The sequence below is a fragment of the Actinoplanes hulinensis genome (genome assembly GCF_019429605.1).
Taxonomy (GTDB): Bacteria; Actinomycetota; Actinomycetes; order Mycobacteriales; family Micromonosporaceae; genus Actinoplanes; species Actinoplanes campanulatus.
The window spans coordinates 165,985-180,402 of the sequence record NZ_JAHXZI010000015.1 but is presented as its reverse complement, the minus strand read 5'-3'; the positions used below and the strand labels follow the sequence as shown (position 1 = coordinate 180,402).

17 protein-coding genes and 1 pseudogene are annotated in these 14,418 nt (G+C 70.7%); 6 read left to right on the top strand and 12 right to left on the bottom strand.

All coding sequences use genetic code 11. From position 1 onward, the window contains the following. Nucleotides 1-14: 14 nt before the first annotated feature. The 3 genes from KZ829_RS27420 to KZ829_RS27410 all read right to left on the bottom strand — a co-directional run bounded on the left by KZ829_RS27420 (nucleotide 15) and on the right by KZ829_RS27410 (nucleotide 2,177). Nucleotides 15-650 carry a DJ-1/PfpI family protein gene (locus KZ829_RS27420; protein ID WP_220146795.1) on the bottom strand — a complete coding sequence of 212 codons (636 nt, stop codon included), beginning with the start codon at nucleotides 648-650 and terminating at the stop codon, nucleotides 15-17. 3 nt (nucleotides 651-653) lie between these two features. After that, nucleotides 654-1,586 carry a GlxA family transcriptional regulator gene (locus KZ829_RS27415; RefSeq protein WP_308285680.1) on the bottom strand — a complete coding sequence of 311 codons (933 nt, stop codon included), beginning with the start codon at nucleotides 1,584-1,586 and terminating at the stop codon, nucleotides 654-656. Nucleotides 1,587-1,652: 66 nt separating this feature from the next. Next, on the bottom strand, nucleotides 1,653-2,177 hold the full coding sequence (locus tag KZ829_RS27410; RefSeq protein WP_220146794.1) for a P-loop nucleotide/nucleoside kinase family protein: 525 nt from the start codon (nucleotides 2,175-2,177) through the stop codon (nucleotides 1,653-1,655). A gap of 113 nt (nucleotides 2,178-2,290) precedes the next feature. Here KZ829_RS27410 and KZ829_RS27405 point away from each other — a divergent pair, with 113 nt between their 5' ends. From KZ829_RS27405 to KZ829_RS27395, 3 genes are all read left to right on the top strand, one after another. Beyond that, entirely contained in the window at nucleotides 2,291-2,779 is a 489-nt protein-coding gene (locus KZ829_RS27405) for a MarR family winged helix-turn-helix transcriptional regulator (RefSeq protein ID WP_220146793.1), read from the top strand. 73 nt (nucleotides 2,780-2,852) lie between these two features. Beyond that, nucleotides 2,853-4,259, top strand: coding sequence for an MFS transporter (locus KZ829_RS27400; RefSeq protein ID WP_220146792.1), 1,407 nt, complete (start codon nucleotides 2,853-2,855; stop codon nucleotides 4,257-4,259). Nucleotides 4,260-4,299: 40 nt separating this feature from the next. Continuing rightward, nucleotides 4,300-5,250, top strand: coding sequence for a DUF4034 domain-containing protein (locus tag KZ829_RS27395; RefSeq protein ID WP_220146791.1), 951 nt, complete (start codon nucleotides 4,300-4,302; stop codon nucleotides 5,248-5,250). 1 nt (nucleotide 5,251) lies between these two features. Here the strand turns inward: KZ829_RS27395 and KZ829_RS27390 are convergent, their stop codons facing one another. Further along, nucleotides 5,252-5,620, bottom strand: coding sequence for a hypothetical protein (locus KZ829_RS27390; RefSeq protein ID WP_220146790.1), 369 nt, complete (start codon nucleotides 5,618-5,620; stop codon nucleotides 5,252-5,254). Between the two features lie 3 nt (nucleotides 5,621-5,623). After that, nucleotides 5,624-6,205, bottom strand: coding sequence for a TetR/AcrR family transcriptional regulator (locus tag KZ829_RS27385; protein WP_220146789.1), 582 nt, complete (start codon nucleotides 6,203-6,205; stop codon nucleotides 5,624-5,626). A 65-nt stretch (nucleotides 6,206-6,270) separates the two neighbouring features. Between KZ829_RS27385 and KZ829_RS27380 the strand changes: the two genes are divergently transcribed. Next, entirely contained in the window at nucleotides 6,271-6,588 is a 318-nt protein-coding gene (locus KZ829_RS27380) for a hypothetical protein (protein WP_220146788.1), read from the top strand. A 328-nt stretch (nucleotides 6,589-6,916) separates the two neighbouring features. On the opposite strand, the gene KZ829_RS44650 is transcribed toward KZ829_RS27380, so the two are convergent. After that, nucleotides 6,917-7,414, bottom strand: a complete 498-nt coding sequence (locus KZ829_RS44650; protein WP_220146787.1) for a YcxB family protein — start codon at nucleotides 7,412-7,414, stop codon at nucleotides 6,917-6,919. A 2-nt stretch (nucleotides 7,415-7,416) separates the two neighbouring features. On the opposite strand from KZ829_RS44650, the gene KZ829_RS27370 reads away from it, so the two are divergent. Then, a complete protein-coding gene (locus KZ829_RS27370) occupies nucleotides 7,417-8,223 on the top strand; it encodes an MBL fold metallo-hydrolase (RefSeq protein WP_220146786.1) in 807 nt (268 codons plus the stop codon). Further along, the gene (locus tag KZ829_RS27365) at nucleotides 8,220-9,020 is read left to right on the top strand and encodes an MBL fold metallo-hydrolase (RefSeq protein WP_220146785.1); all 801 of its coding nucleotides are present in this window, start codon (nucleotides 8,220-8,222) and stop codon (nucleotides 9,018-9,020) included. The genes KZ829_RS27370 and KZ829_RS27365 overlap by 4 nt, the downstream gene beginning before the upstream one ends. Before the next feature lie 74 nt (nucleotides 9,021-9,094). Here the strand turns inward: KZ829_RS27365 and KZ829_RS43325 are convergent. From KZ829_RS43325 to KZ829_RS27335, 6 genes and pseudogenes are all read right to left on the bottom strand, one after another. Next, nucleotides 9,095-9,355, bottom strand: a pseudogene (locus tag KZ829_RS43325) (methyl-accepting chemotaxis protein); the annotation flags it as partial. 126 nt (nucleotides 9,356-9,481) lie between these two features. Next, nucleotides 9,482-10,759 (bottom strand): hypothetical protein, encoded by a 1,278-nt coding sequence (locus tag KZ829_RS27355; protein WP_220146784.1) that lies wholly within the window; start codon nucleotides 10,757-10,759, stop codon nucleotides 9,482-9,484. A 104-nt stretch (nucleotides 10,760-10,863) separates the two neighbouring features. Beyond that, the gene (locus KZ829_RS27350; RefSeq protein ID WP_220146783.1) at nucleotides 10,864-13,203 is read right to left on the bottom strand and encodes an ATP-binding cassette domain-containing protein; all 2,340 of its coding nucleotides are present in this window, start codon (nucleotides 13,201-13,203) and stop codon (nucleotides 10,864-10,866) included. Between the two features lie 21 nt (nucleotides 13,204-13,224). Further along, entirely contained in the window at nucleotides 13,225-13,572 is a 348-nt protein-coding gene (locus tag KZ829_RS27345) for a VOC family protein (RefSeq protein WP_220146782.1), read from the bottom strand. Nucleotides 13,573-13,621: 49 nt separating this feature from the next. Beyond that, nucleotides 13,622-14,032, bottom strand: a complete 411-nt coding sequence (locus tag KZ829_RS27340) for a VOC family protein (protein WP_220146781.1) — start codon at nucleotides 14,030-14,032, stop codon at nucleotides 13,622-13,624. A 9-nt stretch (nucleotides 14,033-14,041) separates the two neighbouring features. Further along, entirely contained in the window at nucleotides 14,042-14,410 is a 369-nt protein-coding gene (locus tag KZ829_RS27335; RefSeq protein WP_246636364.1) for a helix-turn-helix transcriptional regulator, read from the bottom strand. Between the last annotated feature and the right edge of the window lie 8 nt (nucleotides 14,411-14,418).

Below are 14,418 nucleotides of genomic sequence, written 5' to 3'. Positions count from 1 at the left end.
GCCTCTCGGTGAACCTAGTTCAGGATGGAGTCACGCACTCCCCGCACCACCGCCACCACCTCCGGCGGGGCCGTGCGCGGCGAACCGGCCCGATACGGCGGGTGCGGGTCGTACTCGATGCCCAACTGCACCGCCTGGGCCACGGTTGCGCCCGCCATCTCACCGACCATCGTCAGCGCCATGTCGATGCCGGCCGACACCCCCGCCGCCGTCACGTACTTCCCGTCCCTGACCACGCGTTCCTCCGCCGGGATCGCGCCGAAGGCGGCCAGACCGTCCAGGGACAGCCAGTGCGACGTGGCCCGCCGGCCGTCGAGCAACCCGGCCGCCGCCAGGATCAGCGAACCGGTGCACACCGACGTGGTCCAGGTGCTGGTCGCGTCGGCGTCGCGCAGCCAGCGGCGCATCGGGCCGTCGGTCATGTGGTCGTTCTGGCCGGGGCCGCCCGGCACCAGGATCACGTCCGGGCGCGGCACCTCGGCGTAGGTGGCGTCCACACTCAACCCGAGACTGCCGACCTCGGTGCGCACCGAGCCGGCCCGCTCCCCCACGAAGACCACCTCCAGGCCGGGCACCCGGCTCAGCACCTCGTAGGGCCCGATCGCGTCCAGTGCGGTGAGACGCTCGAAGAGAACGATCGCCAACTGCATTTCTCAAACCTCCATCGGTACGGGGCGGAAGCGCCGTTGATACTCGGACGGGCAGACCCCGAGCACCCGCAGGAAGGCGCGGCGCATCGCCTCCGGGGTGCCGTAACCGCTGCCGCGGGCGACCTGCTCGACGCCGTCGGCGCCGTCCTCCAGCAGACGGCGGGCGGTCTCCAGGCGGGTGGCGTCCACGTACCGGCCGGGGGTCTGCCCGACCTCGGCGGTGAACGCGCGGGCGAACTGGCGCGGTGACAGGCTGGCGCGCCGGGCCAGTTCCTCGACGCTGAGGTCGGCGGCCGGGTTGTCGGCGATCCACCGCTGCACCTCACGCAGCCCGGGCCGGGCCGCCACCTGCGCGGACAACTGCGCCGAGAACTGTGTCTGGTTGGCCGGCCGGCGCAGGAACATCACCAGGTGCCGGGCGATCGTCAGTGCGGTGTCGCGGCCCAGGTCGTCCTCGACCAGGGCGAGCGCCAGGTCGATGCCGGCGGTGACCCCGGCCGAGGTGGAGATCCGGCCGTCCCGGATGAAGATCGGCTCCGGGTCCACGCACACGTCCGGGTGCCGGCGGGCCAGGGTGCCGGCGAAGCTCCAGTGGGTGGTGACCCGGCGCCCGCTCAGCAGACCGGCCTCGGCCAGCAGGAACGCGCCGGAGCAGACCGACATGACTCGGGGCACGTGACCGGCGTTGTCCCGGATCCAGTCGACGATCCCCTGCTGGGCGGCACGGGTGCCGGGTCCACCGGGGACGACCAGGATGTCCGGCCGCCGGTCGCCCGGCTCACCGTCCGGCAGCAGGGTGAGGCCGCTGGACGTACGGACCGGGGCGCCGCCCGTGCTCGCGGTGGTGACCCGGTAGCCGGCGCCCGCGAACACCTCCATGGGCCCGGTCACGTCGAGACTCTGCACGCCGTCGAAGAGCAGGATCAGCACGTCCACGCCCTCTACCCTGGACGCCGGCCGTCATGGCCGCAACGACGCGGATCCCACCTTTCCTGCCATCGGCTAGACCCCGCCGATGGCCTCGCTGATCGCCCGGATCAGCCGGGTGGCGATCACCGGACGGTCGGTCTCGACGGTGACGACCGGCCCGACGGCGAGCGGCGACGCCTCCACGGCCCACCGCGGCCAGTCGTCACGCAGCCGCTCGTCGTCCTCGTACAGGGCGTCGCGCCGCCGCTCGCGGTAGCGCTCCAAAGCCACCTCGGCGGGCACATCGCACCAGACCTCCACGGTCGCTCGGGCACCCGAACGGGCGATGCCCTCGGTCACGAAACCGAGGTCGCGCGGCCGGAACCACCAGCTCTCCAGGATCACCACACCGGGTGTGGCGGCCGCCAGCTCCCACATCACCTGCGCGGCGACCCAGCCCACCGCCTTCGGCGGAACACCCGGCGCGGCGCCGGCCAAAGCCTCTTTCACCAGGTCCTTTCCGATCAGCGGTACGCGCAGCGCGGGCGCCAGCCGCCCGGCCAGGGTGCTCTTGCCCGAGCCGGGAAGCCCGTTGATCAGAATCAGCCGGTGCGCCACATCAAGAAGCCTGCCATCCGCACGCTCGTGGCGACGGACTCGTCAGGCGCTCAGCACATTCCGATCGGTCGCGGATCGTCCAGCGCGAAACTATCTCGGGCTACGCTTGTCGCATGACCGCGATGGCGCCCACCCGCACCGAGTCCGACCTGTCGTTCCTGCTCGACCACACCAGCCACGTGCTGCGTACCCGGATGGCGGCCGGGCTCGGCGAGATCGGTCTGACCGCGCGGATGCACTGTGTGCTGGTGCACGCGCTGGAGCAGGAGCGCACCCAGATCCAGCTGGCCGAGCTGGGTGACATGGACAAGACCACGATGGTGGCCACGGTCGACGCGCTGGAGAAGGCGGGGTACGCGGAACGCCGCCCGTCCAGCACCGACCGCCGGGCCCGGATCATCGCGGTCACCGCCGCCGGCGCGGATATCGCCGAGCGCAGCCAGAGGATCGTCGACGGCGTGCACCGCGACGCGCTGGGCTCGCTGCCCGACGACGAGCGTGCGGTGCTGGTCCGTGCCCTGAACCGGCTGGCCACCGAGCATCTGGCCGCCCCCGCCGAGGGGCCGCACGCGGCCCGCCGTGCCCGGGAGCGCGCGAAGTAGGGAAGATAGAGATAGTCCGCAACCAAACTATCTGCTAGCGTTCCTTCCGTCGACCTCGACGGAAGGAACCCCAATGTCGTACCCGAAACGCTGGACGGCGCTCGCCGTTCTCTCCGCCACCGGCCTGATGACCGTCCTCGACGGCAGCATCGTCACCGTGGCGATGCCCGCGATCCAGGCGGACGTCGGCTTCACCGCGGCCGGGCTCAGCTGGATGGTCAACGCCTACCTGATCCCGTTCGGCGGGCTGCTGCTGCTCGCCGGCCGGCTCGGCGACCTGCTCGGCCGCCGCCGGATGTTCCTCGCCGGGAACGCCGTCTTCACCGGGGCGTCCCTGCTCGCCGGCCTCGCCACCGGGCCCGGCCTGCTGATCGCCGCCCGGTTCCTCCAGGGCGTCGGCAGCGCGCTGGCCTCGGCGGTGGTGCTCGGCATCCTGGTCACGCTCTTCACCGATCCGGTCGAGCGCGGGAAGGCGATCGCGATCTTCAGCTTCACCGGGGCGGCCGGAGCATCCATCGGGCAGGTGCTCGGCGGGGTGCTCACCGACGTACTGAGCTGGCCGTGGATCTTCTTCATCAACGTGCCGATCGGGGTCGCCGCCATCGCGCTGGCGCTGGCCGCCCTGCCGTCCGACCGGGGCGCGGGATGGTCGCGCGACACCGACGTCCTCGGCGCCGCGCTGGTCACCTCCGGCCTGATGCTGGGCATCTACACGATCGTCACCAACGGCCCGTACGCCTGGCTCACCGGAACCGTCGCGGCCGCCCTGCTCGCCGGGTTCGTCGGGCGGCAGGTCACCGCCCGCGAGCCCCTCATGCCACTGCGGATCTTCCGGTCCCGGGACGTCACCGGCGCCAACCTGGCCCAGATGCTGTCACTGTCCGGGATGTTCGCCTTCCAGGTGCTGGTCGCGCTCCACATGCAGAAAGTGCTCGGGTACGGCGCCCTGGAGACCGGCCTCGCCATGCTCCCCGCCGCCGTCGGCATCGGGGTGGTCTCGCTGTTCGTGTCCGCCCCGCTCAGTGCCCGGTTCGGCGCCCGCACCGTGCTGCGCGCCGGGCTCCTGCTGCTGATCGCGGCCATGGCGCTGCTCACCCGCATCCCGGTGCAGGCGTCGTACGTCACCGACCTGCTGCCGGTGATGCTGCTGATCTCCGGCGGCGGCCTGGTCCTGCCGGCGCTGGCCACCCTGGGCATGTCCGGCGCCGAGGACGGCGACGCGGGCCTCGCCTCCGGCCTGTTCAACACCACCCAGCAGGTCGGCATGGCGCTCGGCGTGGCGGTGCTCTCCACACTGGCCGCCACCCGCACCGACCACCTGCTGACCGCCGGCGCCGACCAGGCGACCGCGCTGACCGGCGGCTACCGGCTCGCCTTCGCCACCTCGGCCGGCCTCCTGGCCACGGCTTTCCTGGTCGCCGTGCTCGTGCTCCGTCGCCCGGCCGGCACCACCGCACCCGCGCCGGCGCCCGCCACCTGACCGCTTATGATCATCGCTCCGGAGTCAGGGGGGAACCGTCATGTGGCCGTTTCGCAGGAAGCCCGCGCTCGCGGTGGATCCCACCTGCGGGGTGCCGCGGGCGCGAGCCCTCGCCGCGGCGCTGACCGCCCGCGACCGGGACACCGTGCGGGACATCTTCGACGCGGCCACCGACCCGGACCAGCGCGCCCTGCTCATGGAGACCGCGGTCACGGTCGACGGCGTACAGGACTGGATCGGCGCGTGGGTGCACGCCGAGCCGGACTCCACCCTGCCGCTGCTGATCCGGGGCTGCCACGCCGTCGAATGGGCGTGGCAGGCCCGGGGCCGGCGGGCGGCGGCGTACACCGGGCGGGAGAGTTTCGAGGAGTTCTTCCGGCGGCTGCGGCGCGCCGAGACATGGCTCCAGGAGGTGACCGCCCGGGATCCGGCCGACGTGACCGCCCTGACCTGGATGATCACCACCGCACGCGGGCTCCAGCTCGACCCGGCCGAGGCCACCGCCCGGTTCGACCGGGTGGTGGCCCTGCACCCGTACCACCTGATCGCGCACGAACAGCGGCTCCAGGGGCTGTGCGGCAAGTGGTCCGGCGACGACGAGCGGATGCTCGCCTTCGCCCGGAAGACCGTGGCCGGCGCTCCGGACGGTGGACTGCTGCCGGCCCTGGTGGCCATCGCGCACTTCGAAACCGGCATCGGCACGTGGGGCGAGGAGTGCCTGGCCTACATGCGCTCCGCCGAGGTACGGAAGGATCTGCTGGCCGCGGCCGACCGGTCGATCTTCCACCCCGGATTCCAGCGGGGGCCCGGCTGGGCGCGGCGGGTGGCCGTCTTCGCGATGACCCTCGAAGTGGCCGACGAGCTCGACGCCTCCGGCCGCGCCCACGACCTGCTCGGCGACCACGTGACCGAGTTCCCGTGGGGCTATCTCGGCGACCCGGTCGAGGGCTTCCGGCAGAGCCGGGACTTCGTGCGACAGAACCGGCCCTGAGTCAGACCACGTTGCGGCGGGCCGCCTCCCGGGCGCGCATCGCCGCGCTCGTCTGCGACCGCAGCAGCCAGGAGTCCGGCTCGCACGCCGGGCAGGCGCGGGCCGAGCCCGTGCGCAGGCGCACCGCCGAGCCCTCCCGCTGCTGGATCTCGTGGGTCTCGGCCATCGGCGAGCCGCAGCGGGGACACGCGTCCTCGCGGACCGCGGTGGCGATGTGCGCGATGTGGCCGGTCGCATACCGCACCGTGGAGTAGCCCTGCTCGTCCCCGACACGCAGCTCGGGGTTGCGGGGCACGCCCGCATAGGGCCCCGTGTCGGCGTGCGAGACGGCGTCAGCGAACCGCCGGAGGATCCGGGACAGCAGATTCATCCTTCACTCCTTGAGGAAGAGCGCGCCGAGCAGGCTCGCGGTGACGGCGGCCGCGTCGGTGCCGGGGTGGATCGCCTGCCGCAGCGCGAGCCCGGCGCCCATCGCGCCCCACGCGACGACCAGGTGTGGCAGCGGCATCGCCGGGGTGAGGCCGATACGGGCGCAGTGCCGCTCCAGCAGCGCCGTGACCTCGGTGTCGAAGCGGTCCTGAAGTGCCGCCATGGTGGCCGCGTGCCGCGGGTTGCCGGACATCGCCGCCACCGCCTCTGCGGACACCAGCGCCCAGCGGGCCTGGTCACCGCCGCCCGGGGTGAGGACGGCGAGCAGGCCCTCGCGGCTGCCGGCCTGGTCGAGCGCCATGGCGAGCCCTCGCATCAGATCCTCGGCCCGAGTGTCGACGATGGCCTGCCAGAGCCCTTCCTTACCGCCGAACTGCTTGTAGACGGCGCCGCGCGTGTATCCGCCCGCGGCGGCGATCTCCTCGACGGTCGCGGCGAGATAGCCCCGCTCCAGAAAGGCGGCGCTCGCGGCCTCCAGCAACCGCTGCCTGGTGAGCCGCTGCTGTTCGGCGCGTGTCAGCCGCATGCCGCCCCTTTTCGGTAACACTGTGTTTCTGGATACATTACGTTACCGTCTGACATGATGGCAACATGAGTCTCGGCGACCTCTTCGATCCGCCCCCACTGCGCTGGGGCCTCCGCGGCGACCCCCACCTGTGGCAGGCCATGCGCCGGCGTTTCGCCGACGACGACCTCCCCGCCGACAAGCAGGCCCTCGAGAAGGCCGTGGAGACGGCGTTCGAGGAGATCACCGGCGCGCGCATGGGCGACGGGACCGGAGTCGTGCGGATGCCGGAGTACCGGATCGGCAGCGGCATGTCCGACGGCATGGTGAGCGGCGAGTGGTGGCACACGAGCGCCCGCGTGCTGCTCCGCGACCGCTGGCACGTCGCCGCCGACGAGCGGTAGGTCGCGCCTGCACCGGCACCCGGCACATCCGGCCGTGTGGACCCGCCACATTCGCGGAAGGTGGGTGACGCCCGCCGTTACCGGCGCCGTCGGGCGTAGGGGCTCGCCGGGTGCCTGGCGAAGGTTGCGCAAAGCGCGACCGACTGTCGGAGCGGGATGCTACGGCCGGGACCGGCGGCAGATGGCCGCGGCAACGACCGGCCGGGCCCGCCGGACCACCGATCTGAGCCCGGCGGGTGCGGCACAGGCCCGAGTGGCAGCAGGCCGGGCGGCTGGGCGGGACGGCCCTGGCATTAGGGGACGGCGGAACGCGTACCGGAGAAGGGCTTCAGCCTGGCAGTAGGGCCTTGAGCTGGGCGCGCTGGTCTTCGGTGAGGCCGCCGGTGGGGATGCACAGGAACTCCGGCCCGCCGATGTGGACGAGGACCTGATCGCGGCGTTGTTCCACCCGGCGCACGTCGGACCAGTTCCAGCGGCCCTCGGAGAAGCCGGTGAACGTCTGCACCCCGGTCCGGTCGATCCGGAAGGCGATCATGCGACCGAACTTGTCCGCGTTCCGCTTCAGCGCCTCGGCGGACACCATCCACGGGCCGTAGATCGGCAGCAGGGCGCTGCTCACCGCCAGGTAGAACGCGAATTGCCGGCCGCCCGCCAGAGCGATGAGCCAGGCGACGACGAGACCACCGGCCGCGACGGGCAGCAGGTATCTCCGCATTTGACGGCGGATGAACGGGCGCGCGAGCGCCGCCTCGGTGCGAGCCTGGAAAGTCAGTACGGTGTCGTCACCCACAAGCACCGAACTATAGATGATCTTGAAAGGCGTCACGAATGCGGATGGTCTTTCTCGGGGTCTCCACGATCCTGCTCAGTGACGGGCGGACCACCCTGCTCACCGACGGGTTCTTCTCGCGTCCGGGGCTGCTCCGGGTGCTGGCCGGGCGGGTGCGGCCGGATCGGGAGCGGATCGCCGCGGCGCTGCGGCGGTTCGGGATCGAACGAGTGGACGGGCTGTTCGTGGTGCACTCGCACTACGATCACGCGCTGGACGCGCCCACGGTCGCGATGATGACCGGGGCGCGACTGTTCGGCTCGGCGTCGACCCGGAACATCGCTCTCGGGCACGGCTTCCCTTTAGACCGTTTCACCACGACAGACCAGCTTGAAATCGGAAATTTCCGGATAAGGGTGTTGCCGGCGCGGCACAGCCCTGGCGACCTCTCCCCCGGCACCATCGACCGGCCGATCGGGCTCGACTCCCGGGCCCGCGACTACCGGACCGGCGAGTGCTACACCCTGCACGTGGAACACGGCGACGAGAGGCTGCTCATCCACGCCAGCGCCAACCACGCCGACCTCGACGAGCACCCCGCCGGCACCGTCTTCCTCGGTGTCGGCGGGCTCGGGAAACAGTCCGCCGAGTTTCGAGCGACCTACTGGGATCGGCTCGTCCGGCGCACCGGCGCCCGCCGGGTCATCCCGATCCACTGGGACGATTTCACCCGCCCTCTCGACCGGCCGCTGCGTCCTATGCCACGCTTCGCCGACGACTTCCGGACCACGATGCGGTTCCTCGGCGAGCAGGCCGCCATCGACGACGTGGAGTTGACGCTGCCGACCCTGGGAGAGCCCCTGTGAAGGTCCACCATCTCAACTGCGGGACCATGCGCCCGGCCCTCACCCCGAGCCTGGTCTGCCACGTGCTCGCGGTCGAGACCACCGAGGGGCTGCTGCTGGTCGACTCGGGTTTCGGTCTGCGGGACGCCGCCGAGCCGGCGCACCGCATCGGCGCCGCGCGCCATCTGATCAAACCGGTGCTCGATCCGGAGGAGTCCGCCTTCCGGCAGCTGCAACGCCTTGATCTGGACCCCGATGACGTACGGGACATCGTGCTCACCCACTACGACGCGGACCATTCCGGTGGCACCGCCGACTTCCCGCAGGCCCGGGTGCACCTGACCGCCACCGAGTCGGAGGCCGCACAGCACCCGCGGACCTGGAACGAGCGCTCCCGCTATGTGCCGGCCCAGCGTGAGCACGGCCCGCGGCTGGTGGAACACGATCCGGCGGAGGGCGACGGCTGGCGTGGTTTCGCCGCCGCCACCGAGATCGTCCCGGGTGTGGTCCTGATCGCGATGCCCGGCCACACCCGGGGCCACGCCGCCGTGGCGGTCGACACCGGCGACGGCTGGATCCTGCACGCCGGCGACGCCTTCTACCACCGCGCGCAGATCGACGGCGTGACCCGCGGCAATCGGGCCCTGGCCACCATGGAGGCGGCCATCGCCCACGATCGTCGCCTGGTCCGCGCCAACCATGCCCGCCTCGCCGAGCTGTGGGCGGCCGGCGACCCGGCCCTGACGATCGTCAACGCGCACGACCCGGAGCTGCTGCGGGCGGCCGCCGCTCACCCGAGGCGCTCGGGCCCGAGGTAGGTGCCGCCGGTGGCGTCGATGACGTTGGCGATGGTCCAGCGGCCGGCGTCGCCCGCCAGGAAGTGGACGACGCCGGTGGCCTTGGCGGTCTCCTGGGCCAGTTCCTTGACCTCGCCTGCCACGACCGCGAAGCCCTCGCCGGCGCGAGCCGCCTCGATGGTGGCGTTCAGCGCCAGCGGGTTGGTCTGCTCCGCGATCGAGTTGATCAGCTGGACCACGTCGATGATGCGCGCCGAGGAGGCTCCGAGGCCGGCGACGGTGGTGTTCGCGGTCCCGGCGGCGGTCACCGCCTCGGCGGCGACGGTGGCGGCGTGCGACGCGCTCTCGGCGATGTCGCATGGCCGAGCCCTTCCTAGTCATGCTTTTGTCGGAACGGCCGGACGTACTTTTTAGAATTCCTGGCGATACAAAAAGGCGTCAGCCCGCGCAGGTGTCTGCGCGGGCTGACGGCTGGAGCAGGTCTAGCAGGCGCCGGCCTTCACCTTGGGCTCGCCGCGGGTGGTGGCCGGAACGGTCACGCAGGCGACGCTGGTGCCCGAGGTCACCTGGGCCACGCCCTTGCGGACGATCTGCACCTTGACGCCGGGCATGGCCATCTGCTTCGCGGCCTTCTTCAGGTAGTCGGCCGGTTTGCCCTGCTCGGTGAGAGCGAACAGGACGGCTTGCTGGCCGACCAGCTCCGCCCAGTTCTCCGCGCCGCCGGCACCGGACGTGCCACCACCGGCCGCCGCGCCGGCGAGCGCCTCGAACAGCGGGGCCACGTCGAGCTTCTTGGCGCCGGTCGGCGCGGTGATGTCGACGCTGTCGGCGATCTCGATGCGGACCGTGCCGCGGCCGGTGGCGCCCTCGACGAACTGGAGGTAGTTGATCTCGAAGGCGGTGAACTTGCCGTTGTCGACCCAGATGTCCAGGACGATCGGCTTGTCCGCCGGGGCGTTCTTGTCGATCTCCTTCTGGAGCGACTCCGTGGCCTCGGCGGCGGCCTCCGGGGAGATGATCTTGATGGCGGCCTCAGCGAGCCGCTTCGCCTCGGCGGTGGCCTTGGCGGTGGAGGTGGTGACGATCAGGTGCTTCTTGTCCTGCTCGTCGCGCACCACGTCGGCGTTCTCCAGCAGGTTCTCCGCGCTGGTCTTGAACTCGGCGGCCAGCTTCTCGCTCTGCTCCTGCTGGTTGGCGGCGGCAGCGGTGGCCCCGCCGAACTGCTCGCCCAGCTTCTTCAGATCGGCGGCGGCCACCGAGACCCACTCACCGTCGAAGAGCGGGGCCAGGCTGGGCACCTCGGCCGACATCCCGGAACGCATCTCCGCGATGTCGGCACTGGTGGCGCCGAACTTGCTCGCCAGCTCGGTGATCGGCGCCTTGATGTAGAGCACCTCGTCGACGGTCCGCACGTCGAAGCCGGTGAGGCCGTCGACGTTCGCGGTCATCTGGACGCGGTCGTCGGTGACGCTCTCGCCGGCCTTGTCCCAGGCCAGCGAGACCGACGAGTTGTAGATCTTGCGGAAGATCTCCTCGTCCTCGGCGGTGAAGTCGGTCGACTCCTTCTTGGCGAGCGCGATCACGTCGTCGACGTTGCCGCCCGCCTTGAGGGTGAAGCCGGCCTTGCCCTCCGCGCCCAGGTTCTCCGCGGCCTTTTTCAGCTCCAGTTTCGGCTCGAGCTGCTGGAACTGGTTCGCGCACCCGACCGTGAGGGTCAGGGCTGTCACACCGGCGACAGCGCCGGCCAGGAAGCGCTTCATGCGCAGAAATCTCCATTCGAGGGGTAGCGGCACTCCCCCGTGCCGCGAACTGGCAGTGTAGGGGGACCCTTCAATCCCCTGCGTGCCAATTAACCCGCTCGATATCAGAAGACGTACTCCGCGAGATGCTGCCCGGTCAGCGTCGAACCGTCCTTGACCAGCGCCTCCGGGGTGCCCTCGAAGACGATCCGGCCACCGTCGTGACCGGCGCCCGGACCGAGATCGATGATCCAGTCGGCGTGCGCCATGACGGCCTGGTGGTGCTCGATGACGATCACCGACTTGCCCGCGTCGACCAGCCGGTCCAGCAGGCCCAGCAACTGCTCGACGTCGGCCAGGTGCAGGCCGGTGGTCGGCTCGTCGAGGATGTAGACGCCACCCTTGTCGCCCATCCGGGTGGCCAGTTTGATCCGCTGCCGCTCCCCGCCGGACAGCGTGGTCAGCGGCTGGCCGAGGGTGAGGTAGCCGAGCCCGACGTCGGCGAGCCGCTTGAGGATCGTGTGCGCGGCCGGCAGCTTCGCGTCACCGGAGGCGAAGAACGCCTCCGCCTCGGTCACCGGCATCGCGAGGACCTCGGAGATGTCCTTGCCGCCCAGCTTGTACTCCAGCACCGAGGCCTCGAACCGCTTGCCCTCGCACTCCTCGCACGGCGTCGACACCCCGGCCATGATGCCCAGGTCCATGTAGATGACCCCGGCGCCCTTGCAGGTCGGGCAGGCGCCCTCGGAGTTGGCGCTGAACAGGGCCGGCTTCACCCCGTTGACCTTGGCGAAGGCTTTGCGGATCGGTTCGAGCAGGCCGGTGTACGTGGCCGGATTCGATCGGCGGGACCCGCGGATCGCCGTCTGGTCGATCGCCACCACCCCGTCCCGCTTGGCCACCGAGCCGTGGATCAGCGAACTCTTGCCGGACCCGGCCACCCCGGTCACCACGACCAGCACGCCGAGCGGGATGTCGACGTCCACCTCCTGGAGGTTGTGGGTGGATGCGCCACGGATCTCCAGTTTTCCGGAAGAGACGCGGACCGAGTCCTTGACCTTGGACCGGTCGTCCAGGTGACGGCCGGTGATGGTGCCGCTGGCGCGCAGGCCCTCGACCGTACCCTCGAAGCAGATCTCGCCGCCCGCGGTGCCGGCGCCCGGCCCGAGGTCGACGACCCGGTCGGCGATCGCGATGGCCTCCGGCTTGTGCTCGACGACCAGGACCGTGTTGCCCTTGTCACGCAGGCGCAGCAGCAGCTCGTTCATCCGCTGGATGTCGTGCGGGTGCAGGCCGATGGTGGGTTCGTCGAAGACGTAGGTGACGTCGGTGAGCGCCGAGCCGAGGTGCCGGATCATCTTGGTGCGCTGGGCCTCACCGCCGGACAGGGTGCCGGCCGGCCGGTCCAGCGACAGGTAGCCCAGGCCGATCTCGACGAACGATTCCAGCGTGTGCCGCAGCTTCTCCAGCAACGGGGCGACCGACGGCTCGTCCAGGCCGCGGATCCACTCGGCCAGGTCGCTGATCTGCATGGCGCACGCGTCGGCGATGCTGACGCCCTTGATCTTGGACGACCGGGCCAGCTCGCTGAGCCGGGTGCCGTCGCACTCGGGGCAGACCGTGAAGGTGATCACCCGTTCCACGAAGGCGCGGATGTGCGGCTGCATCGCGTCGACGTCCTTGGTCAGGAACGACTTCTGGATCGCGGGGATGAGACCGGAATAGGTCAGGTTGATGCCATCCACCTTGATCTTGGTGGGCTCCTTGTAGAGCAGATCGTTCAGCTCACGCTTGTTGAACTTCCCGATCGGCTTGTCCACGTCGAAGAAGCCGCAGCCCCGGAAGATCCGCCCGTACCAGCCGTCGATGCTGTAGCCGGGGATCGAGATCGCGCCCTCGTTGATCGACTTCGTCGCGTCGTACAGCTCGGTGAGGTCGAAGTCGTTGACGTTGCCACGGCCCTCGCAGCGCGGGCACATGCCGCCGGTGATGCTGAAGCTGCGCCGCTCCTTGGTCGTGGTGCCGGCCTTCTCGATGGTCACCGCGCCGGCGCCGGAGATCGAGGCGACGTTGAAGGAGTAGGCCTGCGGCGACCCGATGTGCGGATCCCCGAGCCGGCTGAACAGGATCCGCAGCATCGCGTTGGCGTCGGTCGCGGTGCCCACCGTCGAGCGCGGGTCGGAGCCCATCCGCTCCTGGTCCACGATGATCGCCGTGGTCAGGCCCTCCAGCACGTCCACGTCCGGGCGGGCCAGCGTCGGCATGAAGCCCTGCACGAAGGCGCTGTACGTCTCGTTGATCAGACGCTGCGACTCCGCGGCGATGGTGCCGAACACCAGCGAGCTCTTACCCGACCCGGAGACCCCGGTGAACACCGTGAGCTGGTGTTTCGGGATCTCGACACGGACGTCCTTCAGGTTGTTGACCCGGGCGCCGTGCACGCGGATCGAGCGGTGGACGCTCATTTCTCTCCCCCTGTGAGTCTTTCAGCTGTCCTGCAGGATTCCGAGAACGTTACCGTCGGAATCGGTCACGCTGGCGACCCGGCGGCCCGGTCCGACCTCCTTCGCGGGCTCGGTCACCGTCGCGCCGGCCGCGGTCAGCTCGGCCAGCTTCGCATCGATGTCGGCCACGTGCCAGTAGGCCAGCGGCGCCTTCAGCCCCTGCGGTCCGCCGCCCGGGACCAGGCCGATGTGCTGACCGGCCACGTCGTAGCCGACGTAGTAGGGACTGTCCGCCGTCGGCTCGGCGCCGAGCAGGGCGGTGTAGACGGCCTTGGCCTTCTCCAGGTCGGTGACGGGGTGCAGCACTGTCTTGATGCCTTGTGTGGTCATGCCAGTCACGCTAGGTCGTCACCGGTGGGCCGCGCTTCTCGATTCCTGATCAGGTCAGCTGGTTGATCCGGATCAGGTTGCCGGCCGGGTCCCGGAAGGCGCAGTCGCGCACCCCGAACGGCTGGTCGAACGGCTCCTGCACCACCTCGGCGCCGCCGGCCGCCAACTTCTCGTACGTCTCCTGGAGGTCGGTGGCGCCCAGGATGATGCCGGCGTAGCAGCCCTTCGCCATCATCTCGGCGATGGTGCGCCGTTCCTGGTCGTTCAGGCCCGGGTCGACGCCGGGCGGGTGCAGGACGATCGAGGTCTGCGGCTGGCCGGGCGGGCCGACGGTGATCCAGCGCATGTCGCCGTACCCCACGTCGAGACGCACCTCGAAGCCGAGGCCGTCGCGGTAGAAGGCGAGTGATCGCTCCGGATCGTCGGCCGGCAGGAAGGCCGACTGAATGACGAGGCTCATGCCTCGATGCTAGGACCGAATCGGCCGGGTCACCTGTTTGGTGACACAGCCGGGCAATCCGGCGAGCTGGTCGGCCGCCTGCTTGCGGTAGACGCTCGGCGACACCCCGACCAGCTCGGAGAACCGGGTGCTGAACGTGCCGAGCGAGGAGCAGCCGACCGCGAAGCAGACCTCGGTGACGCTCAGGTCGCCGCGCCGCAGCAGGGTCATGGCCCGCTCGATGCGCCGGGTCATCAGATAGCTGTAGGGCGATTCGCCGAACGCCGACCGGAACCGCCGGCTCAGATGCCCGGCCGACATGTGCACGGACCGGGCCAGTTGCTCGACGTCGAGCGGCTCCGCGTAGTAGCGATCTATCCGGTCCCGGACACGGCGCATCGACGCGA

What these genes read in the sequence shown, in the direction of transcription:
- KZ829_RS27380 (WP_220146788.1), top strand. Translation starts at nt 6,271, where the DNA reads ATGAGTCTCGGCGACCTCTTCGATCCGCCCCCACTGCGCTGGGGCCTC.
- KZ829_RS27395 (WP_220146791.1), top strand. Translation starts at nt 4,300, where the DNA reads ATGTGGCCGTTTCGCAGGAAGCCCGCGCTCGCGGTGGATCCCACCTGC.
- KZ829_RS27350 (WP_220146783.1), bottom strand. Translation starts at nt 13,203, where the DNA reads ATGAGCGTCCACCGCTCGATCCGCGTGCACGGCGCCCGGGTCAACAAC.
- KZ829_RS27345 (WP_220146782.1), bottom strand. Translation starts at nt 13,572, where the DNA reads ATGACCACACAAGGCATCAAGACAGTGCTGCACCCCGTCACCGACCTG.
- KZ829_RS27335 (WP_246636364.1), bottom strand. Translation starts at nt 14,410, where the DNA reads ATGCGCCGTGTCCGGGACCGGATAGATCGCTACTACGCGGAGCCGCTC.
- KZ829_RS27385 (WP_220146789.1), bottom strand. Translation starts at nt 6,205, where the DNA reads ATGCGGCTGACACGCGCCGAACAGCAGCGGCTCACCAGGCAGCGGTTG.
- KZ829_RS27405 (WP_220146793.1), top strand. Translation starts at nt 2,291, where the DNA reads ATGACCGCGATGGCGCCCACCCGCACCGAGTCCGACCTGTCGTTCCTG.
- KZ829_RS27370 (WP_220146786.1), top strand. Translation starts at nt 7,417, where the DNA reads ATGCGGATGGTCTTTCTCGGGGTCTCCACGATCCTGCTCAGTGACGGG.
- KZ829_RS27340 (WP_220146781.1), bottom strand. Translation starts at nt 14,032, where the DNA reads ATGAGCCTCGTCATTCAGTCGGCCTTCCTGCCGGCCGACGATCCGGAG.
- KZ829_RS27400 (WP_220146792.1), top strand. Translation starts at nt 2,853, where the DNA reads ATGTCGTACCCGAAACGCTGGACGGCGCTCGCCGTTCTCTCCGCCACC.
- KZ829_RS27420 (WP_220146795.1), bottom strand. Translation starts at nt 650, where the DNA reads ATGCAGTTGGCGATCGTTCTCTTCGAGCGTCTCACCGCACTGGACGCG.
- KZ829_RS27355 (WP_220146784.1), bottom strand. Translation starts at nt 10,759, where the DNA reads ATGAAGCGCTTCCTGGCCGGCGCTGTCGCCGGTGTGACAGCCCTGACC.
- KZ829_RS27390 (WP_220146790.1), bottom strand. Translation starts at nt 5,620, where the DNA reads ATGAATCTGCTGTCCCGGATCCTCCGGCGGTTCGCTGACGCCGTCTCG.